This is a genomic window from Mycobacterium sp., from assembly GCF_035570115.1.
GTDB lineage: Bacteria > Actinomycetota > Actinomycetes > Mycobacteriales > Mycobacteriaceae > Mycobacterium.
In genome coordinates this window covers 31,750-55,735 of the sequence record NZ_DATMLH010000240.1, presented here as the reverse complement: position 1 = coordinate 55,735, position 23,986 = coordinate 31,750, and the positions used below count along the sequence as shown (strand labels likewise).

The window sequence follows — 23,986 nt, the reverse complement described above, 5'->3', positions numbered from 1 at the left end:
GACACGGTTTTGCGCCAAAGCACCCCGTCGTAGCCAAATTGTTTCGGGAAAGCAACGATCGCTATAGGGTGCTTTGCCGGAAAGCTATCCTTTACTCCGTCGGACCAGTCGGGAAAGACCAAGTGCTCCAACGGCACCCACCGCCGCAGCGGTCAATGCCTGCCGCGCACTAAGACCGTCGTTCACCTGCACCCTGGGCGCGATGATCGCTGGCTCAGGCGCCTCCACCGGCGCCTCGACCAGGTTTTCCGTCGACGTCGCCGCCCACGCGGTAGCGAACAGAAGCAACCGCATGGTGATGTAGGCGAACACCATCAGGCCCAGCACCGGCCCGAATGCGGCGCCAGCCGGGCTGCGCAGCACGGACATCAGGTAGATCGACGCAACCACCTTGAACAGCTCGAAGCCGATTGCCGCAATCAGACCCGCCTTTATCGAGCTGGCGAAGTTGACTGGCTCTCTGGGCAATCGGGCGATCATCCAGCTGAATACCGACCAAGACACCAGCAATGAAATCAGCATCGACACGCCGAGAAGGACTGCGTCCAGCACTGGCGCGTTGTGAATACCCACCCACCCCAATACCTTGTCCATTGGCACCGCAGCAACGAGGGCACTGAGCGCGAGCGTGGCGAGGATCGCGACAAACGACGAAACCATCGCCACCAGGTCGGAAAACTTTGTGCGGATGAATCCAATGAATCCGGGCGACTCGTCGTTCTGTTGCCACATTTCGCTCAGCGCCACCCGAAGATTGGCCATCCAGTTCAGGCCGACCCATGCCGCGGCGATCAGACCGATGAAGCCGACCGAGGCCCGTGAATCGATCGCCGAATTCATCAGGTCGACCACTTGCTGCCCCAGCGCGCCCGGCACCGCGGACCTGACCTTGTTGTCGATCCCGGTCAGCACGTGGGGCTGACGCGACAGGATGAATCCACCGACGCTGAAACTGACCATCAGCAAAGGGAACAACGCGAAGATCGTGTAGTACGTCAGTCCGGCCGCGAAGAAGTTGCCCTTGGATTCGTCGTATCGGTCGTTGGCCCGCATCGCGTGGTCGAACCATCCGAACCGCGCCCGCAGCCGATCCAGGATTCCTGGTTTGGCCGGCTCGCTCATTACCGCACCCGCTAAGGACGTTTCGGCAGGAACCCGAGTCGGTCGTAGACCCGGTCGACCGTTTTTGCGGCCACATCCTCGGCCCGCGCCGCTCCGACGGCCAGCACACCCTCCAATTCGGCTGGGTCCGCGAGGAATTCGTCGACCCTGGCTTTGATCGGAGTCACGAATTCCACGACGGCCTCGGCAGTGTCCTTCTTCAGATCGCCGTAGCCGTGCCCGGCATAGCGCTGTACCAGGCCATCGACGTCAACACCGGTAACCGCGGACTGAATGCTCAGCAGATTCGACACACCGGGTTTGGCGTCCGGGTCGTACCGGATCTCACGTTCGCTGTCGGTTACCGCGGAGCGAATCTTCTTGGCGGACAGCGCCGGAGCGTCGAGCAGACTGATCAGCCCGGCATCGGTCGCGGCCGACTTACTCATCTTCGACGACGGGTCTTGCAGATCGTAGATCTTGGCGGTCATCTTCGGGATGAGTAGGTCGGGAACCACGAACGTGTCCGGGAACCGGCTGTTGAACCGCTGCGCGACATCGCGCGCCAGCTCCAGATGCTGACGTTGGTCTTCACCGACCGGTACCAGTTCGGCGTCGTAGGCCAGTACGTCGGCGGCCTGCAGCACCGGGTAGGTGAACAGGCCCACAGTGGTGGCGTCGCTGCCCTGCCGCGTCGATTTGTCTTTGAACTGCGTCATTCGCGAGGCCTGGCCGAACCCGGTGAAGCAGCCCAGCACCCATGCCAGCTGAGTATGCGCAGCGACGTGGCTCTGCACGAAGATGGTGCTGCGGCCGGGGTCGATACCCAACGCCAGATACTGCGCGGCGGTGATCAGGGTGCGGCGGCGAAGCACTTCGGGATCCTGCGGGATGGTGATGGCGTGCAGGTCGACGACGCAGAAGAACGCGTCGTAGTCGTCCTGTAACTGGGCCCACTGGGTCACCGCGCCCAACGCATTTCCGAGGTGCATGGAATCGGAGGTGGGCTGCACGCCGGAAAAGACCCGGCGGGGTCCAGTATTCATAGGCGCCACTCTCCCCTCATGATGGCTCGATCTTTTCACGCGGATGCCGGCCCGCATTCCGAATGCTTGCGGTACCGGTGGTAGCACCTTACTGTCGGCTCCATGACACGCGCCCCCATCCATCTCGGGTCCGGCGAACCCGTCCTGTTGCTGCACCCCTTCCTGATATCGCAGCTGGTGTGGCACAAGGTGGCACCGCAGTTGGCCGGCACCGGCCGCTACGAGGTCTTCGCCCCGACAATGGCCGGCCACAACGGTGGCCCGCGGGCCGGCACCTGGTTCCTGAGCTCGGCAGTGCTGGCCGACCAAGTCGAGCGGCAACTCGACCAGCTGGGCTGGGATACCTGCCACATCGTCGGCAACTCTCTCGGCGGCTGGGTGGCCTTCGAGCTGGAACGTCGCGGCCGGGCACGCACAGTCACCGGCATCGCGCCGGCCGGCGGCTGGACCCGCTGGACCCCGACCAAGTTCGAGGTGATCGCCAAGTTCGTCAGTGGGATGCCCTTCTGGGCATTGGCACGGTGGGCGGGGCCGCACGCGTTGCGGCTGCCGTTCAGTCGTCGGCTCGCGACGCTGCCGATCAGCGCATCGCCGGACGGGGTCAGTGACAGTGAACTCGAGGGAATCGTCGACGACGCGGGTCACTGCCCCGCCTACTTCCAACTGATGGTCAAATCGCTGCTGCTGCCCGGCCTCCTGGACTTGGCGCAAACCGCCGTCCCCGCGCACCTGGTGATCTGCGGCAAAGACCGGGTCTTTCCCGCACCGCGATCTCACAAGTACTTCAAGGCCCAGCTTCCCGCTGGAACGCGAGTGACCGAGCTCGACGGAGTCGGACACATTCCGATGTTCGAGGCACCGGGACGAGTCACCGAAGTGATCACCAGCTTCCTCGACGAACACACGCCGCCGATCCGAGCCGTCAGCTCGAGCTGAGCGCCTTCTTGAGGTTCTCGGCGATCGCGCCGAGGAACTCCTCGCTGGTTTGCCAGCTCTGATCCGGGCCGATGAGCAAGGCCAGGTCCTTGGTCATCTGACCGCCTTCGACCGTGGCGACGACGACGTCTTCCACCTTCTGGGCGAAGTCGCTCACCTCGGGCGTGTCGTCCAGCTTGCCGCGATGCTCTAGCCCGCGCGTCCAGGCGAAGATCGAGGCGATCGGATTGGTGGAGGTGGGCTTGCCCTCCTGGTACTGCCGGAAATGCCGGGTGACGGTGCCATGGGCGGCTTCGGCCTCGACCGTCTTGCCGTCCGCGGTCATCAGCACCGACGTCATCAAACCCAGTGAGCCGTATCCCTGTGCGATCGCGTCGGACTGGACGTCGCCGTCGTAGTTCTTGCACGCCCACACATAGCCGCCCTCCCACTTCAGGCACGCGGCGACCATGTCGTCGATCAGCCGGTGCTCGTAGGTCAGTCCGGCCGCTTCGAACTTGTCCTTGAACTCCTCGTCGTAGATCCGCTGAAACTCGTCTTTGAACATGCCGTCGTAGGCCTTGAGGATGGTGTTCTTCGTCGACAGATACAACGGGTAGTTCTCTTTGAGGGCGTAGGCGAACGACGTGCGGGCGAAATCCTGAATCGAATCCTTGAAGTTGTACATCCCCATCACGACGCCGCCGTCGTCGGGGATGGACACCATCTTCTGCACGATCGGCTCGCTGCCGTCGTCCGGCGTGAAGGTCAGTGTGACGGTCCCTGGCCGGTCGACCTTGAAGTTCGTCGCACGGTACTGATCGCCAAAGGCGTGGCGGCCGATGATAATCGGCTTCTTCCACCCTGGGACCAGCCGCGGCACATTGGAGATCATGATCGGCTCACGGAAGATTGTGCCGCCCAGAATATTTCGGATGGTTCCGTTGGGCGACGACCACATGGTCTTGAGGTTGAACTCCTTGACCCGGGCCTCGTCGGGGGTGATCGTGGCGCACTTGACGCCGACGCCGTGCTTCTTGATGGCGTACGCCGAGTCGATCGTCACCTGGTCGTCGGTGGCGTCGCGGTGTTCGATGCCCAGGTCGTAATAGTCCAGTTTGATGTCGAGGTGCGGAAAGATGAGCAGGTCCTTGATCCACTTCCAGATGACCCGCGTCATCTCGTCGCCGTCGAGCTCTACGACTGTGCCTTTGACTTTGATCTTTCGTGCGCTGGACATGCGCCCAGGCTACAAGGGGCACCCCTGGCTGAGTTGCATCAACTGGCCACGGACGGCGACACGGTGTTCGCCCGCGCGACAGGCCCGGTCCAGCGGGCAAGTATCTCAAGCCATTCGGGCCGATTGGCGGAGTCGCCGGCCCAGGCGATGTAACCGTCGGGCCGCACCAGCACTGCCGGCCCGGAATCGGCCCGCTCGGCTTGGTGCAGGTCGGTCACGTCAAACGGAGACCTGCCGCTCTCACGAACCAACACGAAGCCGGGCTCGCGCTGCAGCTCTGTGAGACGGTCTTGCTTCAGCGGGATCTGCGTCGCCCTGGTGCCCACCAAAGCGCTCTCGCCAGCCTGGTGCGTATACCGGAGCGTCGTGCCCGCGAAACTCCCTGCTACCTCATCACGCACCCGGGGAACACGAAGAAGTCTCGGCAACAGCAGGTTTCGTATCCCACGCGCGACTCGCGGATGAAGGGTGACGCCACGCGCCATCAGACCGGATTGCAGCAGGACCCGCTTGCCAATCGGATGACGCTCGTCCTGATAGCTGTCCAGCAGGCCGTCGTCCGCACCATCGAGCGCCACGTCGATCTTCCAGGCGAGGTTCGCCGCGTCCTGGACGCCGGTGTTCATGCCCTGACCACCCATCGGCGAGTGGACGTGTGCCGCATCTCCGGCCAGGAACACGCGACCATGCCGGTACTGGGCGACTTGTCTTTCGTCGCAATGGAATCGGGATTTCCATCCGACTTCCAGAAGCCCGAGGTCGGCTTCCATCGCGCGGCTGAGCACTGTGCCGATCTCTGCGTCGCCGACCGGCTCGGTGTCGGGAACTTGATTGTTGCGGTCCCACACCATCGCGCGGTACCAGGAGCCGTCATCGTCGTGGCGGTCGTAGGGAGCTAAAAACGCGAACTCGTCGCGGGTGCTGCCCAGCGTCAGGCCGCCGTCCGCAGGCCCGTGCGCCAGCTTGACATCAGCGAGCACGATCGACGACAAGATCGTCTTACCGGGGAAGTCGGCGCCGATCAGCGCGCGGACGATGCTGTGCGCGCCGTCGGCACCGATCAAGTACTTTGCTCGCCAATAGATTTGACGACCCGACTGGTCACCGTGCGCACGCGCGGTGACGGTCACGCCGTCGGCGTCTTGATCGAGTGCGACGACCTCCATGCCGCGCAAGATCTCGGCCCCTTGCGCGACGGCGTAGCCGCACAGCGCCCGGTCGACATTGGTTTGGGGAGTGATCATCGCGAATGGGTAGGGCGAGTCGAGGTGCGTGAGATCGATGCGGGCGCCGCCGAAAATCGTCACGCCCGGCGCCTTGTGCGCGTGCGCGAGCAGATCGTCGGCGATTCCGCGGGCGTCCAAAATCTCCAGCGTGCGCGCCATGGTGGCGAACGCGCGACTGGACGGGTTGATCGCAGGCCAGCGCTCCAGCACGGTAACCGAGCGGCCCGCTCGCGCGAGGTCACCGGCGGCGGTCAGCCCGGTCGGGCCGGCGCCGACGACGAGGACGTCAACCTCGTGACCGGTCATCACGCCACCGCCTTCGGGTCCGGGTCGAGTAACGGTCATGACCCCGACCTCTCGTCATGAGTTCAACAACTGTTGAACTCGACGGTAGGCCGTTGTCCCAGCTGTGTCAACAGTTGTTGAATACACTATTGGCATGCCATCGAAGGCGCGTGAGGGACGTGATGGACAGGCCACCCGGGCAGCGATCCTGGACGTCGCACGATCGCAGTTCGGAAGCCACGGTTTTGAACGCACGACGATCCGTTCGGTCGCATCGCAGGCCGGCGTAGATCCGGCGCTCGTCATGCACTACTTCGGCAGCAAGGCCGAACTGTTCGCCGCGGCCTCCCGGTTCGACATCACGTTTCCCGATCTCTCGGATGTCGCACCCGACCGTATTGCCGACATCCTGCTGCCGCTGTTCATCACCGTTTGGGGACCGCAGGGACCGTTTCTCCCGCTGCTGCGCGCGGCCGCGACGAATCGCGTTGCCGCAGATGCCCTGCTCCAAGTTTTCGTCGACCAAGTGGCCCCCGCACTATCCGCGGTCGCGCCCGATCATCCCGCCGAGCGGGCCGCCCTGGTGGGATCGCAGCTCCTGGGCCTTGCCGTCGCTCGCTACATCCTGGTTGTCCCGCCACTCGCCGGTATGGACGATGCCCAACTCATCGAATGGCTGCGCCCGGTGCTCGCCCACTACTTGGCAGACCCCGCGCCTTGACGCTGTTCGAGGATCTTCAGGGCACGTTCACCCCATCGGATGTTCTCTTCTTCGAACGAGATCCCGCGCATCAACGTCAGGTAGGGGCCTATCCGCTGCGCCGTGGCCAGGTATTCCGCTTCGCTGCGGCCATCGAGCAGCCGGTGACGCAGCCGCTCGTAGCGATGGACTTTGGCCTGGGCCCGTTCCCCTCGTTCGGTGATGAAGTCGCGGACAGCCGCCGCGTCACCGGCATCGGCGGCCTGGACCTTCACCATCAGCTCGTCACGGATTACCGAGGGCTTCGGAGAGGTCCTGGTGAACTCGCGGATCGCCTCGCGGCCCGCCTCGGTCAGCGAGAACATCCGCTTGTTGGGTCGACGTTCCTGGTGCACGACGCGTGCCTGGATCAGGCCTTGCTCAGCAAGACGTTCGAGTTCGCGATACAGCTGCTGTGGCGTGGCCATCCAGAAGTTCGCCACCGACGCGTCAAAGCCCTTGGCCAGGTCGTAGCCAGAAGACTCACCCTCGAGAAGAGCGGCTAACACGGCGTCACGCAGCGACATCGACCCATAGTACGATATCTGATTAATCAATAAAGTGATTAATCGCATCTGGACACACGGCGATCGGCCCTCTAGCGTCAACCACACCTACTCAACAAGTTGACTATGCGAGGTGCCCCGTGTCTGCTACCCATCCCTTCCGCAAGGCAGTCGAGGAAGGTGACGAGTCGGCCATCGCGGCGATGCTGGCCGATGACGTCGTATTCACCAGCCCGGTCGCATTCAAGCCCTACGTCGGCAAACCGATCACCGCGGCGATCCTGCGCGGTGTGTTGCGGGTCTTCGAAGATTTTCGCTACGTCCGCGAGATCCACGACAGCAACGGCCATGACCACGCGCTTGTGTTCGAGACAACCGTTGCGGGCAAGAAGGTCAACGGTTGCGACTTCCTGCACTTCAACGATGAGGGCCTCATCGACGATTTCACCGTCATGGTGCGGCCGCTGTCGGGTGCGACGGCATTGTCGGAGGCGATGGGCGCCCAGTTCGATCGGATACAGCAGGAAGCCCTCGAACTAGACGCATCGTTCACCAGCGCGTAGCGCCGCCGAAGGGATAGATCGTGCGGATTGGATTGGGTATCAACTACGCAGGCGGCTTCAAGGAGGTCGCTGCCGAAGTGGCCGACCTCGAGCGCGCCGGCTTGGATATTGTCTTTGTCCCCGAAGCGTATTCGTTTGACGCGGTGAGCGCACTGGGCTATTTGGCGGCCAGCACCGAACGGGTTCAACTGGCCTCGGGAATCCTGCAGCTCTACACCCGAACTCCCACCTTGACCGCGATGACCGCCGCCGGTCTCGACTACGTTTCCGACGGCCGTTTCATCCTCGGTCTCGGCGCGTCGGGGCCCCAGGTCATCGAGGGCTTCCACGGTGTGCCGTACGACGCTCCGATAGCACGCACCCGCGAAGTCGTCGACATCTGCCGCCAGGTGTGGCGACGCGAGACCGTGCAACATCAGGGCAGGCACTACACCATTCCGCTGCCTGCCGAACAGGGCACCGGGCTTGGCAAGCCGCTCAAACTCATCAATAAGCCTGTTCGAGAACGTATCCCGATTTTGGTGGCTGCGCTGGGGCCCAAGAACGTCGAGCTGGCCGCCGAGATCGCCGAAGGCTGGCAACCGATCTTTTATCTGCCGGAGAAGGCGCAAGACGTCTGGGGTAAGGCCCTGGCCACCGGCCGGGCCAAGCGCGACCCTGCGTTGGGAAACCTCGACGTGTACGCGGGACCCGCGCTGGCCATCGGCGAAAACGTCGGGCCACTGCTTGAATTCGTCAAACCACACCTAGCGCTCTACATCGGAGGAATGGGCGCCAAGGGCAAGAACTTCTATCACACCCTGGCCACCAGCTACGGCTACGGCGCTGCAGCCGACCGCATCCAAGAGCTTTACCTGTCCGGCGACAAGGACGGCGCCGCCAAGACGGTGCCCGACGAACTCGTGCGTGATGTCTCGCTGATCGGAACACGCGGGTTCGTCAAGGAACGTGTGGCGGCGTTCCGCGACGCGGGGGTGACCGCGTTGAACGTGGTACCGATCGCGGCAACGCCGGCCGACCGGATCAAGCTGATCGAGACGCTCCGGGAACTGGTCGACTGAACGTCAGCCTTGCGCGTCCTGCAGCGCGGCGTTGAGTGTTTTGCTCGGCCGCATCACCGCTGTCGTCAGGGCGTTGTCGGGTGCGTAGTACCCACCGATGTCGACTGCATCCCCCTGCGCTTCGGCTAGTTCGGCCACAATGACGTCTTCGTCCTTGGTCAATGCATCGGCAAGTGCGGCGAAATGTTTGCGCAACTCTTCGTCATCGGTCTGTGCGGCCAGTTCCTGTGCCCAGTACATCGCGAGGTAGAACTGGCTGCCACGGTTGTCGAGCTCACCGGTCTTGCGCGACGGGCTCTTGTTGTTGTCCAGCAATTTGCCGATCGCGGCGTCCAGCGTCTTGCCGAAGATCTTGGCCCGCTCGTTGCCGGTCTTGATACCGATGTCTTCGAAACAGGCTCCGAGCGCGAGGAATTCACCAAGTGAATCCCACCGTAGGTGATTTTCCTCGACGAGTTGGTGGACATGCTTGGGCGCTGAACCGCCCGCGCCGGTTTCGTACATTCCACCGCCGGCCATCAGCGGCACGATGGACAGCATCTTGGCGCTGGTGCCCAGCTCCAGGATCGGGAACAGGTCGGTGAGATAGTCGCGCAGGATGTTGCCGGTCGCGGCGATGGTGTCCTGTCCGCGCATCGCGCGCTCGATCGTGTGCCGCATGGCTCGTTCCTGGGACATGGTCTGGATGTCGAGGCCCGCCGTGTCGTGTTCGGCCAGGTAGGTGTTGACCTTCTTGCGCATCTCGTTCTCGTGTGGACGTTCCTGATCCAGCCAGAACACCACCGGCATGCCCGAGTTTTGCGCCCGGTTGACGGCAAGCTTGACCCAGTCGCGGATCGCGGCGTCCCTGACGATGGGCATCCGCCAGATGTCGCCGGCTTCCACGTTTTGCGTCAGCAGCACTTCGCCGGTGTCGAGGTCGACGATGTTGGCGACGCCGTCTTCGGGGATCTCGAATGTCTTGTCGTGCGAGCCGTACTCCTCGGCCTGCTGCGCCATCAGCCCGACGTTGGGGACCGTGCCCATTGTCGCCGGATCAAATGCACCGTGCGTCTTACAGAAATTGATGATTTCTTGGTAGATCCGGGAAAACGTGGACTCGGGGTTGACGGCCTTGGTGTCCTTTTGCCGTCCGTCGGCACCGTACATCTTGCCGCCCGCGCGGATCATCGCGGGCATCGACGCATCGACGATCACGTCACTGGGCGAATGAAAGTTGGTGATTCCCTTGGCCGAATCGACCATGGCCAGCTCGGGGCGGTGCTCGTGACAGGCATGCAGGTCGCGGATGATCTCGTCATGCTGCGAGGCAGGCAGTGACTCGATCTTGTTGTACAGATCCACCAATCCGTTGTTGACGTTGACACCCAGTTCGTCGAACGTCTCCTGGTGCTTGGCGAACGCCTCTTTGTAGAAGATCTTCACGGCGTGTCCGAAAACGATGGGGTGGGATACCTTCATCATCGTCGCCTTGACGTGCAGTGAGAACATCACGCCGGTCTTGTGCGCGTCCTCCATCTGCGCCTCGTAGAAGTCGCATAGGGCTTTGCGACTCATGAACATGCTGTCGATGATGTCGCCCTCCCGCAGCGACACCATGGGCTTGAGCACGATGGTCTTGCCGGTTTTGGTCTCCAGCTCCATTTTCACGTTGCGCGCGCGGTCGACGGTCATCGACTTCTCACCATGGTAGAAGTCGCCGTGCCGCATGGTCGCGACATGAGTCCGCGACGCCATCGACCAGTCGCCCATGCTGTGCGGGTGTTTGCGTGCGTACTCCTTGACCGCGTTGGGCGCGCGGCGATCCGAATTGCCTTGCCGCAGCACCGGATTGACTGCGCTTCCAAGGCATTTGGCATATCGGTCGCGAATTTCGTTGTCTTCGTCGGTTTTGGGGCTTTGCGGATAGTCCGGAATCTTGAATCCCTTGCCCTGCAGTTCCTTGATCGCGGCGACGAGCTGGGGCACCGAGGCGCTGATGTTCGGCAGCTTGATGATGTTGGTGTCGGGTAGCTTTGCCAGCCGGCCCAGCTCGCCAAGGTTGTCGGGCACTTTCTGATCGTCGGTCAGGTAATCCGGGAACTCGGACAGGATCCGTGCGGCCACCGAGATATCGCTGGTCTTGATCTCGATGCCGGCCGGCTCGGCGAAGGCGCGCACGATCGGCAAAAAGGCGTAGGTCGCCAGTAACGGCGCCTCGTCGGTCAGCGTGTAGATGATGGTCGGCTGGTCGGCGCACATGGTTTCTCCCGGCGTCACTATCGGTCAGATTCTTGAAGGCGTGCTATTTGAGAGGCTTTATAACGACGGCAACCAGTATCCCGTACGACGTCCCTCCAGCTGCGGCTAGGCCCAACAGCGGCGGCCGCGGCACCTGGCTCTACCGCCCTTGCGATCGCCGCTAGTGGCGGCGCATCGGCAACGTGCGATACGCTTCTGGCAGGTCATGAGCGCCAGCGTCAAGCCCCGGCTTGCTGGCCGGCAACCCTCCAACCGCGGTGGGGTGCCCCGGGTGATGACCAGGTTGTAGTAGCCACCACCGGCTACGCGGCAAGCGCGGGTCCGCAGTGACGGGCCCCCAGAGTAGACAGGGAAACCTGATGCGCACCTATTTGGGCTGGCTCATCGTGCGTCGCAGTTGCTGACCGCATGACTGCCGGTCGACGTCCAAGGCCTCCGGATGGCGTCCCGCGCACCTTGCAAGCACTCGACCCACCCGACTCTTCCTTCCCAGAAAGCAACCCTCGTGAGTTCCGAAACCAACGCTGACAGCGAAACCGATTCCGATCCGACCGCGCACTGGTCGTTCGAAACCAAACAGGTCCACGCCGGCCAACAGCCGGACCCGACCACCAACGCTCGCGCGCTGCCGATCTACCAGACCACTTCCTACGTCTTCGACGACACCGCACATGCCGCGGCGCTGTTCGGGCTGGAAGTCCCGGGCAACATCTACACCCGTATCGGCAACCCGACCACCGACGTCGTCGAACAGCGCATCGCGGCGCTGGAGGGCGGCGTGGCCGCGCTGTTCCTGTCCTCCGGGCAGGCCGCGGAGACGTTCGCGATTTTGAACCTGGCCGGCGCCGGCGACCACATCGTGTCCAGCCCGCGGCTCTACGGCGGCACCTACAACCTGTTCCACTACTCGCTGCCCAAGCTGGGCGTCGACGTCAGCTTCGTCGACGACCCCGACGACCTGGACTCGTGGCGGGCCGCGGTGCGCCCGAACACCAAGGCGTTCTTTGCCGAGACGATCTCCAACCCGCAGATCGACGTGCTGGATACCCCGGGAGTGTCGGGAGTGGCCCACGAGCACGGTGTGCCGCTGATCGTCGACAACACCGTCGCCACCCCGTACCTGATCCAGCCGATCGCCCAGGGCGCCGACATCGTGGTGCACTCGGCCACCAAGTACCTGGGTGGGCATGGCGCCGCGATCGCCGGGGTGATCGTCGACGGTGGCACCTTCGACTGGACACAGGACGGCTTCCCCGGCTTCACCACCCCCGACCCCAGCTACCACGGCGTGGTCTACGCGGAGTTGGGACCGCCCGCGTTCGCGGTCAAGGCGCGGGTGCAATTGCTGCGCGACTACGGGTCGGCGGCCTCGCCGTTCAACGCGTTCCTGGTCGCGCAAGGCCTGGAAACCCTGAGCCTGCGTATCGAGCGCCACGTCGCCAACGCCCAGCGAGTCGCCGAATTCCTGGCCGGCCACGACGATGTGCTGTCGGTCAATTACGCCGGCCTGCCCAGCTCGCCCTGGTACGAGCGGGCAAAGAAGCTGGCGCCCAAGGGAACCGGAGCCGTGTTGTCCTTCGAGTTGGCCGGCGGCGTCGAGGCGGGGAAGGCGTTCGTCAACGCGCTCAAGCTGCACAGCCACGTCGCCAATATCGGCGATGTGCGATCGCTGGTGATTCATCCGGCGTCGACAACGCATTCCCAGCTCAGCCCCGCCGAGCAGCTCTCCACCGGTGTGAGCCCCGGTTTGGTGCGGCTGGCCGTGGGCATCGAAGGCATCGACGACATCCTGGCCGACCTCGAGCTTGGCTTCGCCGCGGCTCGCAAATACGGCGGCGGCGCCACAGCCAGCAGCGGTGACCCGCACGCCGTGGCGGCGTACTGAGGAGGCCGAAATGACGATCTCGGATGTGCCGACGCAGACGCTGCCCGCCGACGGTGAGGTCGGCGTTGTCGAAATCGGCTCGCTGACGCTGGAAAGCGGTGCGGTGATCGACGACGTCAGCATCGCCGTGCAGCGGTGGGGCGAGTTGTCACCTGCCCGCGACAACGTCGTGGTGGTCTTGCATGCGCTCACCGGAGATTCCCACATCACCGGACCCGTCGGGCCCGGACATCCCACGCCGGGCTGGTGGGACGGCATCGCCGGCCCGGGCGCGCCGATCGACACCGATCGCTGGTGCGCGGTGGCCACCAATGTGTTGGGCGGCTGCCGCGGCTCGACCGGCCCGAGCTCAACCGCGCCTGATGGGAAGCCCTGGGGCTCAAGGTTTCCACTGATTTCGGTGCGAGATCAGGTCGAGGCCGACATCGCCGCGCTGGCAGCGCTGGGCATCACCGAGGTCGCCGCAGTGGTGGGCGGGTCGATGGGTGGAGCCCGGGCACTGGAGTGGATCGTCGGCCATCCCGACCGGGTGGGCGCGGGTCTGCTGCTGGCGGTGGGTGCGCGCGCGACCGCCGACCAGATCGGCACACAGTGCACCCAGATCGCGGCCATCAAAGCCGATCCGAACTGGCAGGGCGGCGACTATTACCGCAGCGGGCGCAGCCCCACCGCCGGCCTGCACATCGCCCGCCGCTTCGCACATCTGACGTACCGCGGCGAGGTCGAGCTGGACACCCGCTTCGCCAACGACGCACAGGGCGGGGAAGATCCCGCGGATCCGGTGGCGGGCGGCCGCTACGCGGTGCAGAGCTACCTGGAGCACCAGGGCCGCAAACTGGTGTCACGCTTCGACGCCGGCAGCTATGTGGTGCTCACCGAAGCACTGTCCCGTCACGACGTCGGCCGGGGCCGCGGCGGTGTAGCCGCCGCGCTGCGCGGCTGCCCGGTGCCGGTGGTGGTCGGCGGCATCACCTCCGACCGGCTTTACCCGCTGCGCCTGCAAGAGGAACTCGCCGAGCTGTTGCCCGGATGTCGCGAGCTGCAGATCGTCGAGTCGATCTACGGCCACGACGGCTTCCTGGTGGAATCCGAGGCGGTGGGTGAGCTGGTGCGGCAAACCCTCGACCTGGCGGTGGGATCGGCGAGCGGCCAAGGCGCGTGTCCACGGTGACCCAGTCCCGGCAGGACCGCTCGTTGTCGTTTGGCTCTGAAGCGGCCGCCTACGAGCGCGGCCGACCGTCATACCCGCCGGACGCGATCGACTGGCTGTTGCCGGCCGGGGCTCGCGACGTGCTGGACCTCGGCGCCGGGACCGGGAAACTGACCACTCGGCTGGTGGAACGCGGGCTGGACGTGGTCGCCGTCGACCCGATCGCCGAGATGCTGGAAATGCTGCGCACGTCGCTGCCCGACACGCCCGCGCTGCTCGGCACGGCGGAGGAAATTCCGCTGGCGGACAACAGCGTTGATGCGGTGCTCGTCGCACAGGCTTGGCACTGGTTCAACCCGGAGCGGGCAATCCCGGAAGTGGCCCGGGTGCTGCGGCCGGGCGGACGACTGGGTTTGGTGTGGAACACTCGCGACGCGCGGCTCGGCTGGGTGCGGGAGCTGGGTCGCATCATCGGCCACGATGGGGATCCGGTCCGCGACAAGGTGACACTGGCCGACCCGTTCACCGACGTACAGCGCCATCAGGTCGAGTGGACGAATTACCTTACGCCACAGGCATTGATCGACTTGGTCGCCTCCCGGAGCTACTGCATCACCTCGCCGACCGAAGTGCGCACCAAAACACTGGACCAGGTTCGCGAATTGCTGGCAACCCATCCGGCGTTGGCGAACGCGGGAGGCCTGGCGCTGCCGTACGTCACGGTGTGCGTGCGGGCGACGCTGTCGACGTAATTGCGCCCCGGTCGTCGTCATCGCTACGCCGCGTCGTCGTCCTCGTCGCCGTCGCCGTCGCTGGAGCGAAGCAGCTTTTCGGGGTGATGGAAAGTATTGATACGGGCTTGCCCGTGGTCAAGATGCGGGGGTGGGATCCATTCGGTTTCACCGTCTTTGTTTTTGCGGGTGATCCAGCCCTCTTCGGCGAGCGGATGGTGGCCGCCGCAGCCGAACGTTAAATGGTTGACGTCGGTGGTGCGGCACTTGGCGTACGGGATGCAGTGATGAACCTCGCAGTAGTAACCCGATACGGTACAGCCGGGGTGTGAACATCCACGATCTTTGGCGTACAGGACAATTCGTTGCCCGGGTGAGGCGAGTCGCTTGGTGTGATAGAGCCCGATCGCCTCGCCTTTGTCAAAAATGCACAGGTAATGATGTGCGTGGCGGGCCAGCCGAATCACGTCGCCCATGGGTAGTAGCGTGCCGCCGCCGGTGAGCCCCTTACCCGCCCCAGCCTCCAGTTCGCGCAAGGTGGTGGTGACGATGATGGATGCCGGTAAGCCGTTGTGCTTGCCCAAATCACCGGACGCCAACAGGGCGCGCGCGGCGGCGTTGAGCGCGTCGTGGTTGCGTTGAACGGAGCTACGCGTGTCGTTACCGAGGGAAGTCTCCGACGGGCTGCCCTCCACGCACGGGGTGTCATCCTCCGGGTTGCACATGCCCGGAGCGGCTAATTTGGCGAACACGGCGTCGATGGAGGCCCGCGCCTCGGGCGTCAGATACCCCGTGATCGGGCTCATCCCGTCGAGACCTTGTTTACCGATGGTGATTCCGCGCCGACGAGCCCGGTCCTCATCGGTGAAAGTACCGTCGGGGTTGAGGCAGTCGGCGAGTTTGTCGGCCAGCTTGCTCAATTCGTCTGGGCGGTGCTTGCCGCCGAGACGAGCGAGCTGCGCTTCGGCTACCTGGCGGGTCTCGACGTCAACGAAGTCCGGCAGCCGCTGACAAAATCCGCGAATCACCGCGACGTGGCCATCGCCGATCTTTCCGGCGCGCTGCGCCTCGGCGGTCGCCGCCAGCCGTGGCGACAACGGTTCACCGGTGACTGAATGGCGCGGGCCAAGATCCTCGGCCTCGCGGATGCGCCGGGCAGCCTCGGCGCGGCTGATCAGCAGCCGATTGGACAACGCATGACTGAGCTTGCCGCCCAATTCCGTCTCGCTGGCCTGCCGGGCGAGTTGGTTGATCAGAGCGTGGCCGGGCACCGGTAGCCGCCGAGTGTCCTGTTCCAGGCGTTGCAGCATTCCCAGCAGTTCCGGGCAGGTCAGCACGTCGAAAGACAGCTCGAGCAATCCGGATACCGCATCTCGGAATGCGTCGAACCGCTCGACGATCTCCTCGCGACAACTCGAATGCATGTTCGAATTGTATCGATCGCGGCTGACGCGCGAGGCCGCCCGAAGCCCCAGGTGTGGATGAAATTGCAACTGTGGATAACCGGCAAGAATCACTACTGTGAGCTGGCCGACTTACCCGAATTTGAACCATAACGAAATCGAGGACTCACCGAATGACCACCGCACGCGAGAAAGTACGTGAGGCACTAATTACTGCCGGTGTTGCCGATTGGGTCGACCTAAATGCCGTTCATTGTCACGTCAAGCAGGAACTTCCGTCGGCATCGCTTTCAGAAGTGCAGAGCGAAACCTTGGAGACGATCCGCACTTTGGTCGGAGACGAGCTGTTCGTGCTGGGCGATCTGTCCGGTGAGCATGGGCGTTTCGCCGCCTGGAAAGAGTCACTCGATACATGAATACAGAAGATTTCCGATGTCTATGTCACCCATTACGACGATCCACCGGCCTGGGTATTCTCCGCATGGATAAAACTCACCGACAAGGGCGAGCGGGTAGCACGGGCACTTGAAGCACGTGCCAGAGATCCGCTTGAATAGTCGCGCACCAGAACCTGGATCGAAACGGCGTCAAAAGTTGAGCCCGGAGAACATGATTCGGCCGGGGTCGTACTTCTGCCGGACGGCGCTGAGCCGGGACAGATTCGGGCCGAAGTACCGTGACGGCGGCTGGTTGGCCTCGATGTAGTTCACATAGCCGCCAACTGAATACGGTCGCACCGCTTGGTGTGCCGTGGTGAGCCAGTTGGTCGCTGCCGACGGGTCGGACGTTTCGACGTACCACTGCACCAGCGCGGACTGCTGACGCCACGGAAAGGCTGTGGCTCCCGGTGCGACACCGGCGAGGGCGCCGTCGAGGGCATGCATGATGGCCAACATGCGGCCCGCGCCACGAGGAAAGGCGTCGACCGCCGCGGCGATGCCCTGAGCCGCGCCCGCGTTGATGGTCGGGAAAACATCAGATCCGCCGACGTATCCGAGCGGCGCCGGGTTGAGATTGTTGACGGCCAGATACCTCACCAGGTCCAAGTAGTTGAAGGTGTGGTTCTCGGTCCCGGTCGGTTGCATCCCGACGGCTGACGTGATGGCGCTCGCCGCGCTGTTACCCGAGCCGGCCGGGCAGGTCGCCATGATGCGACAGTGCGTACCCATCGAGTCGACGGTGGCGTCGGCCAGTGCCCAGCTGCTGCGGTCGGCGGTGCGCAGCCAATTCTGCCAACCCACAAGGACCTGCGCGAACGACTGCGGCGGGAAATTGAGGTTCACCACGTCGACGTCACTGGTGGGGAAGGTGGCGAAGGTCAGCGCCGTTGTCACCCCGAAGTTGCCGCCACCGCCTCCGCGCAACGCCCAGAACAGGTCGGGTTGGCTGGCCGCAGATGCGGTGACCGCCTGGCCGCCGGGCAGCACCACCGTCGCCGACCTCAACGCGTCACACATCAGGCCCGCGTGCCGAGAATGGGCACCCAGCCCGCCGCCCAGGGCGTGCCCCGAGCTACCGACCGACGGGCAGGTACCCGTCGGGATCCCCCGTCCGGCCGCGGCCAGCGCTTGGTGCAGCGCATACAGCTGGGTGGCGGGCGTCACCGTGACCTGCCCGGTGGCCGCGTCGTAATTGATCCCTCCGGGCAACTGGCGCAGATCAAGCACCATGGTTCCGTTCGCCGTCGACGCCCCGATATAGGAATGCCCACCACTACGCGGTGCGACCTTGAGGTTGTTGGCAGCAGCGAATGCCATCGCCTTTTGCACATCCGCCGGCGATGTAGGGGTGACGATCGCCGCCGGCGCCGAGCCGTTGTAGTTGGTGTTGAAAACCTGTTTAGCCGTTGCGAATTGACCGTTGTCCGGTCGTATCACCGGCCCGCCGATCGCGGTGGCAAGCGGGTCCCAGCCGGAGGCAATCGGATCGGCGCCGGCTCGGCCCGATCCCAGAACCGTACCGGCGGCTAGCGCTCCGATGGCGCCCCGCAGAAACGTCTGACGCGAGATCTCACGCGCCAACGTCGGGTTCCCGCGATTGCGTCACGTCCCGCATTCTCAACTACGCGGCGACAAAAACCGTGGTGGCGCATGACGTGTCGGCGTAAGAACTGAAACGTACGCGAACCTTAACCCCATCGTGTTGGAAACGTGACAGCGGTAAACGAGGGTTCTAACCGGGACTTTGAGTGCCGCGGTTGCACTCCCATAAGTTAGGGGCAGGACATGGCGACACTCGAGACTACGCGTAGCTTGATTTGGCGCTTGAACAACCAACCACTGGCCGTTCGTCTGTTACTGGGCGCCGGTTGCCTGATCACCGCGGCCGCAGTGTTTTCGGCTCCAGTGGAGGCAGACCCGCACGACGACGACTTCATCGACGCGCTGAGTCACGCCGGCATCGAGTACGGCGAACCAGGAAACGCGATGGCCGTGGGCCAGTCGATCTGCCCGATGCTCGCTCAGCCGGGCGGTAGCTTCGCCGCTGCCGCGTCGGGTGTCTCCCACCGAGGCATGTCGCCGCAGTTGGCCCAGATGTTCACCACCATCGCGATACAGACGTACTGCCCGGAAGAGATGGCAAACATCCTCGGCGGCAACGTATCTGGTTTGCAACAATTCCCGGGCATGCCGGGGATGGTCCCAGGGATCTAGCGTGTACCCAGCGGGTCGATCGTCCAGGCGATATAGCCCATGCTCGCCGCGACGAGGGACATCGTAGCGAAGTCAATTCCCTTGCTGCGCACCACGAGAAGCCCTGCATGGTCTTCGGTGAGCGCTAACCGCAGCACGGCGGCGACCCCGACCCCGATGCCGATCAGCAGCGCGCCACGGCGCCAGAAGTTCGCCGCAACCAGTGTGAACGCCGCTGAAAAGATCAGCACTACCGTCACGATCGGCCATTGCGAGCGGACCAGCTGACGCAAGCTCATTGCTGTTCGGCCAATTCGACGACGTTCGTCAACAGGAATGCGCGGGTCAGCGGGCCGACGCCACCGGGATTCGGTGATACGTGACCGGCGACCTCCCACACACCCGGATGCACGTCACCGACGAGCCCGTCGGCGGTACGGCTGACGCCGACGTCGACGACGGCGGCACCGGGACGCACCATGTCCGCGGTCAGCAGATGCGGGACACCCACAGCCGCCACAATGATGTCCGCCTGCTTGGTCAGCGCGGGCAGATCACGAGTTCCGGTGTGACACAGGGTCACAGTGGCATTCTCCGAGCGGCGGGTCAGTATCAGCCCCAGTGGACGACCGACCGTGACACCGCGTCCGAGGACGACCACGTGCGCCCCGGCGATCTCGACGTCGAAGCGCCGCAACAGGTGGACGATGCCGCGTGCGGTGCACGGCAGCGGCGCCGCAGTGCCCAGCACCAACCGGCCCAGGTTGGTCGGGTGCAACCCGTCGGCGTCCTTCTCCGGGTCGACGCGTTCCAGTGCCGCGTTCTCGTCGAGGTGTTTCGGCAGCGGCAACTGCACGATGTAACCGGTGCATTCGGGATTGGCGTTGAGTTCGTCGATGGTTTCGTTGAGCTTCGCGTGGCTGATGTCGGCGGGCAGGTCGCGGCGCAGCGAGGTGATGCCGACCTTGGCGCAGTCGGAATGCTTTCCGCGGACGTAGGCCTGCGACCCCGGGTCATCGCCGACGAGAATCGTGCCCAGGCCGGGCGTCCGCCCGGCAGCAGTCAACCCCGCCACTCGTTGCTTCAGGTCGACGAAGATCTCGTCGCGCGTGACTTTGCCGTCCAACGTGATCGCACCCACGCCTCACAGTCTGGCATGCCCGCGCGCGTGGCCAGATGACGGCGACCCCCCGCGCGCGTGGCCAGATGACGGCGACCCGCCGCGCCCGGCTCCGCCGCGCTTGCGATCGCCGTTACGCTCCCGGTATGTCTAGCCCCCCGGACGTCCTGAGCCCAGCCAAGCTGGGCCCGATCACCCTGCGCAACCGCACCATCAAGTCGGCGACTTTCGAGGCACGAACGCCCAACGCACTGGTGACCGACGACCTCATCGAGTACCACCGACTGCCGGCCGCCGGCGGCGTCGGCATGACCACGGTCGCCTATTGCGCGGTCTCCCAGGGTGGCCGCACCGAAGGCAACGGGATCTGGATGCGCCCGGAGGCCGTGCCCGGGTTCCGCCGGCTCACCGAAGCCATCCACGCCGAGGGCGCCGCGGTGAGCGCACAGATCGGCCACGCCGGACCGGTGGCCAATGCCCGCTCTAACAAAGCCACCGCCCTGGCCCCGGTGCGGTTCTTCAACCCGATCGGCATGCGGTTCGCCAAGAAGGCCACCCGTGACGACATCGACAACGTCATCGCCGCACACGCCACTGCCGCCCGCCTGGCCGTCGAGGCGGGATTCGACGCCGTCGAAATCCATTTGGGCCACAACTATCTGGCGAGCTCGTTCTTAAGCCCGCTGATCAACCGTCGCAACGACGAGTTCGGTGGCTCGCTGGAGAACCGCGCCAAGGTCGCCCGCGGGATGGTGCTGGCCGTTCGCCGCGCCGTCGAGAAAGACGGGGCTCAGATCGCGGTGACCGCCAAGCTCAACATGGCCGATGGTGTCCGCGGCGGTATCAGCACCGACGAGTCGCTGATCACCGCGAAATGGCTGCAGGATGACGGCGGGCTGGACGCGATCGAACTCACCGCGGGTAGCTCGCTGGTCAATCCGATGTATTTGTTCCGCGGCGACGCTCCGCTCAAGGAATTCGCAGCCGCCTTCAAACCGCCGCTGCGCTGGGGCATGCGGATGACGGGCAAGAGGTTCCTCCGCGAGTACCCCTACCGTGAGGCCTATCTGTTACGGGAGGCCAAGCTGTTCCGCGCCGAACTGTCGATGCCGCTGATTCTGTTGGGCGGCATTACCAATCGGGAAACGATGGACCTGGCCATGGCGGAGGGATTCGACTTCGTCGCGATGGGCCGGGCTCTGCTGGCCGAGCCCGATCTGATCAACCGGATCGCCGCCGACGGGGCCGCGCACACCGTGCATTCGGCGTGTACGCACTGCAACCGATGCATGCCAACCATCTACAGTCGCACCCGCTGCGTCGTCACCGGCGCCCCCGACCGCCCGCCGACGATGCAGGCCGGGACGGCCTGAGGAGGAGGCGGGCAATCAGCTCCGGCCCGCCGACGATGCAGGCCGGGACGGCCTAAGGGTTCGTGTCGCTCGGAGCCAATTGTGCGGCAGCCGATACAGTCGGTGCAGTGAGCCAAGCAGCTAAGGTTGGGGCGATGAGTCAAGCAGCACCGCCCGTGCTGACCGTCCGATACGACGGATCTCAACGCACCTTCGCCGCAGGTCATGACGTGGTAGTCGGGCGCGATCTGCGCGCCGACATGCGCATCACTCATCCACTCATCTCGCGTGCGCATCTGCTGCTGCGCTTCGAGCAGGGGCGTTGGCTCGCCATCGACAACGGTTCGTTGAACGGAACCTACGTCAACGGGCGTCGGGTGCCGGTGGTCGACATCCACGACGGCCAGATCGTCAACATCGGCAATCCCGACGGGCCGAAGCTTGCTTTCGAGGTCGGTCACCACGTCGGGCCTGCCGGCCGGCCGCCGCAAACCGCGTCAATGCCCATCGTCCAACCGTCAGCCGGCGTCCGGTCGGCTCCCCCGCAGCCGGCACGCCCGGCGGGCGCGCCCCGGCCCCAGGGAGCCGGACCACCGCGGCCCCATCCGGGCGGCCCCCCGGCACCACCACAGCCGATGTACCAGGGCGCCGGAGGTCAGCGGCCACCGGGCTATCCGTCCAGCTCGCCGCACCGACCACCGCCGCCGAACCGGCAAATCCCGAGCCAGCTGAGCGGTGCCAGTTCAGCGCCGCCGAAGCTGCTGCCGAAACCTCAGCTGGCCCGGGCGACCAGCAAGCCCGAGACGGGCAACCTCGCCACCAAGATGATCCAGGCGATTCTCCCCGGCTCCGGCACACCGGAGAAGCCGCCGGGATCTGCCACCATCGGTCGCGCCAACGACAACGACATCGTCATCCAGGATGTGCTCGCGTCGCGCCACCACGCGTTCTTGGTTCAGTCCCCGCTCGGCACCGAAATCCGCGACGCCCACAGCGTCAACGGCACGTTCGTCAACGGCGTGCGCGTCGGTTCGGCGGTGCTGAACGAAGGCGACGTGATCACGATCGGCAACGTCGACCTAGTTTTCACCGGCGGCATCCTGATCCGCCGCACCGAAGCCGCCACCCGCACCGGCGGGCTGGAGGTCAACGGCGTTCACTTCAAGATCGACGGCAAGGAACTGCTGGACAACATCTCTCTGACTGCCCGGCCGGGCACGCTCACCGCGATCATCGGGGGGTCCGGCGCGGGCAAGACCACACTGTCGCGGCTGATCGCCGGGTACACCCGCCCCAGCGCCGGTTCGGTCACCTTCGAGGGTCACAACATCCACGCCGAGTACGCGACCATGCGCAGCAGGATCGGGATGGTCCCCCAGGACGATGTGGTGCACCGCCAACTGACGGTGAACCAGGCCCTCGGCTACGCCGCCGAGCTGCGGCTACCGCCCGACACCAGCAAGCAAGAGCGCGCCCAGGTGGTCGCGCAGGTGCTCGAGGAACTCGACCTGACCAAACACGCCGACACCCGGGTGGACAAACTCTCCGGTGGCCAGCGTAAACGCGCGTCGGTGGCCCTGGAGCTACTCACCCAGCCGTCGCTGCTGCTCCTCGACGAGCCGACGTCCGGTCTGGACCCGGCGCTGGACCGTCAAGTCATGCTGATGTTGCGGCAGCTCGCCGACGCCGGCCGTGTGGTGCTGGTGGTCACGCACTCGGTGTCCTATCTCGACGTCTGCGACCAGATCCTGCTCATCGCACCCGGCGGCAAGACCGCGTTCAACGGGCCGCCCAGCCAGGTCGGTGCGGCGTTGGGTACCACCAACTGGGCGGACATCTTCGCCAACGTGGGCGCCGAGCCGGACGAAGCCAACCGGCGCTTCATGGAGCGCGACGGCAGAAGATATTCCGAAGCAAGACCGGCTCCGGAAAGCCCGGCAGACTTGGGCGAACCGGTACACACCGACCTGGTCCGCCAGTTCTCCACGATTGCGCGCCGTCAGGTCCGACTCGTCATCTCCGATCGCGGCTACTCGGTGTTCCTTGCGATACTGCCGTTCCTGATCGGTGCGCTGTCGCTGACCGTGAAAGGCCCCAAACCGGGGCTCGGCCCCGCCGACCCGCTCGGCCTCGCGCCAACCCAGCCGCAGTACATCATGGTGCTGCTCAACATCGGCGCCGTCTTCATGGGTACGGCATTGACCATCCGCGACCTGATCGGCGAGCGTCCGATCTTCCGAAGAGAACAGGCGGTTGGCCTGTCCACCACGGCCTACCTGCTGGCGAAGGTCTTTATCTTCTTTGTTTTCGCGACCGCCCAGGCGGCGATCGCGACGTTCATCGTCAGGCTCGGAAAGGGTGCGCCCACAGCGCATCCCCCGTTCTTCGACAGCTCGACATTCTCTCTGTTCGTCACCGTCGCCGGCACCTGCGTCGCCTCGGCGATCCTGGGCCTGATGTTGTCGGCGGTGGCGCAGTCCAACGAACAGATCATGCCGCTGCTGGTGGTGTCGATCATGTCGCAGCTGGTGCTCGCCGGCGGAATGATCCCGGTGACCGGCCGGGCGGGGCTTAATCAGCTGTCCTGGGTGACGCCCGGACGGTGGGGTTACGCCGCGGGAGCGTCGTCGATCGACTTCCCGGACCTGGTCAAGGTCAAGCAAATTCCGACCAACGACCCGATCTGGCAGCACTCGAAGCACATATACCTCTTCGACATGGCGATGCTCGCGGCTCTGTCGCTGTTTTACGCCGGCTACGTACGCTGGAACATCCGCCTCAAGCGCTGA

The 23,986-nt window shown here is 64.6% G+C and carries 20 protein-coding genes, 1 pseudogene and 1 riboswitch; of the genes and pseudogenes, 11 read left to right on the top strand and 10 right to left on the bottom strand.

Annotation, left to right across the window (positions count from 1 at the left end; genetic code table 11):
* Positions 1-84: 84 nt before the first annotated feature.
* Both yhjD and trpS read right to left on the bottom strand, forming a co-directional pair.
* The gene (gene yhjD, locus VNW74_RS21900) at positions 85-1,122 is read right to left on the bottom strand and encodes an inner membrane protein YhjD (protein WP_325680689.1); all 1,038 of its coding nucleotides are present in this window, start codon (positions 1,120-1,122) and stop codon (positions 85-87) included.
* A gap of 11 nt (positions 1,123-1,133) precedes the next feature.
* A complete protein-coding gene (gene trpS / locus VNW74_RS21895; protein WP_325680687.1) occupies positions 1,134-2,147 on the bottom strand; it encodes a tryptophan--tRNA ligase in 1,014 nt (337 codons plus the stop codon).
* A gap of 102 nt (positions 2,148-2,249) precedes the next feature.
* On the opposite strand from trpS, the gene VNW74_RS21890 reads away from it, so the two are divergent.
* On the top strand, positions 2,250-3,083 hold the full coding sequence (locus VNW74_RS21890) for an alpha/beta hydrolase (RefSeq protein WP_325680685.1): 834 nt from the start codon (positions 2,250-2,252) through the stop codon (positions 3,081-3,083).
* Here VNW74_RS21890 and VNW74_RS21885 read toward each other — a convergent pair.
* A complete protein-coding gene (locus VNW74_RS21885; RefSeq protein WP_325680683.1) occupies positions 3,070-4,302 on the bottom strand; it encodes an NADP-dependent isocitrate dehydrogenase in 1,233 nt (410 codons plus the stop codon). The two genes, VNW74_RS21890 and VNW74_RS21885, sit on opposite strands and share 14 nt — an antisense overlap.
* A gap of 38 nt (positions 4,303-4,340) precedes the next feature.
* Positions 4,341-5,873, bottom strand: coding sequence for an FAD-dependent oxidoreductase (locus VNW74_RS21880; protein WP_325680680.1), 1,533 nt, complete (start codon positions 5,871-5,873; stop codon positions 4,341-4,343).
* Positions 5,874-5,967: 94 nt separating this feature from the next.
* Between VNW74_RS21880 and VNW74_RS21875 the strand changes: the two genes are divergently transcribed.
* A complete protein-coding gene (locus VNW74_RS21875) occupies positions 5,968-6,534 on the top strand; it encodes a TetR family transcriptional regulator (protein WP_325680678.1) in 567 nt (188 codons plus the stop codon).
* On the opposite strand, the gene VNW74_RS21870 is transcribed toward VNW74_RS21875, so the two are convergent.
* The gene (locus VNW74_RS21870) at positions 6,510-7,079 is read right to left on the bottom strand and encodes a PadR family transcriptional regulator (protein ID WP_325680676.1); all 570 of its coding nucleotides are present in this window, start codon (positions 7,077-7,079) and stop codon (positions 6,510-6,512) included. The genes VNW74_RS21875 and VNW74_RS21870 overlap by 25 nt on opposite strands.
* Positions 7,080-7,198: 119 nt before the next feature.
* On the opposite strand from VNW74_RS21870, the gene VNW74_RS21865 reads away from it, so the two are divergent.
* Both VNW74_RS21865 and VNW74_RS21860 read left to right on the top strand, forming a co-directional pair.
* On the top strand, positions 7,199-7,621 hold the full coding sequence (locus VNW74_RS21865) for a nuclear transport factor 2 family protein (RefSeq protein ID WP_325680674.1): 423 nt from the start codon (positions 7,199-7,201) through the stop codon (positions 7,619-7,621).
* Positions 7,622-7,641: 20 nt separating this feature from the next.
* The gene (locus VNW74_RS21860; protein WP_325680672.1) at positions 7,642-8,682 is read left to right on the top strand and encodes an LLM class F420-dependent oxidoreductase; all 1,041 of its coding nucleotides are present in this window, start codon (positions 7,642-7,644) and stop codon (positions 8,680-8,682) included.
* Between the two features lie 3 nt (positions 8,683-8,685).
* On the opposite strand, the gene VNW74_RS21855 is transcribed toward VNW74_RS21860, so the two are convergent.
* A complete protein-coding gene (locus tag VNW74_RS21855; RefSeq protein ID WP_325680670.1) occupies positions 8,686-10,923 on the bottom strand; it encodes an NADP-dependent isocitrate dehydrogenase in 2,238 nt (745 codons plus the stop codon).
* A 201-nt stretch (positions 10,924-11,124) separates the two neighbouring features.
* Positions 11,125-11,245: riboswitch (SAM riboswitch) on the top strand.
* Positions 11,246-11,428: 183 nt separating this feature from the next.
* On the opposite strand from VNW74_RS21855, the gene VNW74_RS21850 reads away from it, so the two are divergent.
* The 3 genes from VNW74_RS21850 to VNW74_RS21840 are packed head-to-tail and all read left to right on the top strand — an operon-like array spanning position 11,429 to position 14,710.
* Positions 11,429-12,808, top strand: a complete 1,380-nt coding sequence (locus tag VNW74_RS21850; RefSeq protein ID WP_325680668.1) for a bifunctional o-acetylhomoserine/o-acetylserine sulfhydrylase — start codon at positions 11,429-11,431, stop codon at positions 12,806-12,808.
* Between the two features lie 10 nt (positions 12,809-12,818).
* Complete coding sequence (gene metX / locus VNW74_RS21845; RefSeq protein ID WP_325680666.1) at positions 12,819-13,979, top strand: homoserine O-acetyltransferase MetX; 1,161 nt, start codon at positions 12,819-12,821, stop codon at positions 13,977-13,979.
* Positions 13,976-14,710 (top strand): class I SAM-dependent methyltransferase, encoded by a 735-nt coding sequence (locus tag VNW74_RS21840; protein ID WP_325680664.1) that lies wholly within the window; start codon positions 13,976-13,978, stop codon positions 14,708-14,710. Before metX ends, VNW74_RS21840 begins: the two co-directional genes overlap by 4 nt.
* Before the next feature lie 23 nt (positions 14,711-14,733).
* On the opposite strand, the gene VNW74_RS21835 is transcribed toward VNW74_RS21840, so the two are convergent.
* Complete coding sequence (locus VNW74_RS21835) at positions 14,734-16,113, bottom strand: HNH endonuclease signature motif containing protein (RefSeq protein WP_325680662.1); 1,380 nt, start codon at positions 16,111-16,113, stop codon at positions 14,734-14,736.
* A gap of 152 nt (positions 16,114-16,265) precedes the next feature.
* On the opposite strand from VNW74_RS21835, the gene VNW74_RS21830 reads away from it, so the two are divergent.
* Positions 16,266-16,508 carry a hypothetical protein gene (locus VNW74_RS21830; protein ID WP_325680660.1) on the top strand — a complete coding sequence of 81 codons (243 nt, stop codon included), beginning with the start codon at positions 16,266-16,268 and terminating at the stop codon, positions 16,506-16,508.
* A gap of 171 nt (positions 16,509-16,679) precedes the next feature.
* On the opposite strand, the gene VNW74_RS21825 is transcribed toward VNW74_RS21830, so the two are convergent.
* Positions 16,680-18,113 carry an FAD-binding oxidoreductase gene (locus VNW74_RS21825; protein ID WP_325680659.1) on the bottom strand — a complete coding sequence of 478 codons (1,434 nt, stop codon included), beginning with the start codon at positions 18,111-18,113 and terminating at the stop codon, positions 16,680-16,682.
* Positions 18,114-18,317: 204 nt separating this feature from the next.
* Here VNW74_RS21825 and VNW74_RS21820 point away from each other — a divergent pair.
* Positions 18,318-18,743, top strand: a pseudogene (locus tag VNW74_RS21820) (DUF732 domain-containing protein); the annotation flags it as partial.
* Here VNW74_RS21820 and VNW74_RS21815 read toward each other — a convergent pair.
* The gene (locus VNW74_RS21815; protein WP_325680657.1) at positions 18,743-19,024 is read right to left on the bottom strand and encodes a DUF3017 domain-containing protein; all 282 of its coding nucleotides are present in this window, start codon (positions 19,022-19,024) and stop codon (positions 18,743-18,745) included. The pseudogene VNW74_RS21820 and the gene VNW74_RS21815 sit on opposite strands and share 1 nt — an antisense overlap.
* Complete coding sequence (locus VNW74_RS21810; protein ID WP_325680655.1) at positions 19,021-19,866, bottom strand: bifunctional methylenetetrahydrofolate dehydrogenase/methenyltetrahydrofolate cyclohydrolase; 846 nt, start codon at positions 19,864-19,866, stop codon at positions 19,021-19,023. Before VNW74_RS21810 ends, VNW74_RS21815 begins: the two co-directional genes overlap by 4 nt.
* Before the next feature lie 125 nt (positions 19,867-19,991).
* On the opposite strand from VNW74_RS21810, the gene VNW74_RS21805 reads away from it, so the two are divergent.
* Together VNW74_RS21805 and VNW74_RS21800 are read left to right on the top strand one after the other, a co-directional pair.
* Positions 19,992-21,218 carry an NADH:flavin oxidoreductase gene (locus tag VNW74_RS21805; protein WP_325680653.1) on the top strand — a complete coding sequence of 409 codons (1,227 nt, stop codon included), beginning with the start codon at positions 19,992-19,994 and terminating at the stop codon, positions 21,216-21,218.
* Positions 21,219-21,352: 134 nt separating this feature from the next.
* Complete coding sequence (locus VNW74_RS21800) at positions 21,353-23,986, top strand: FHA domain-containing protein (RefSeq protein WP_325680651.1); 2,634 nt, start codon at positions 21,353-21,355, stop codon at positions 23,984-23,986.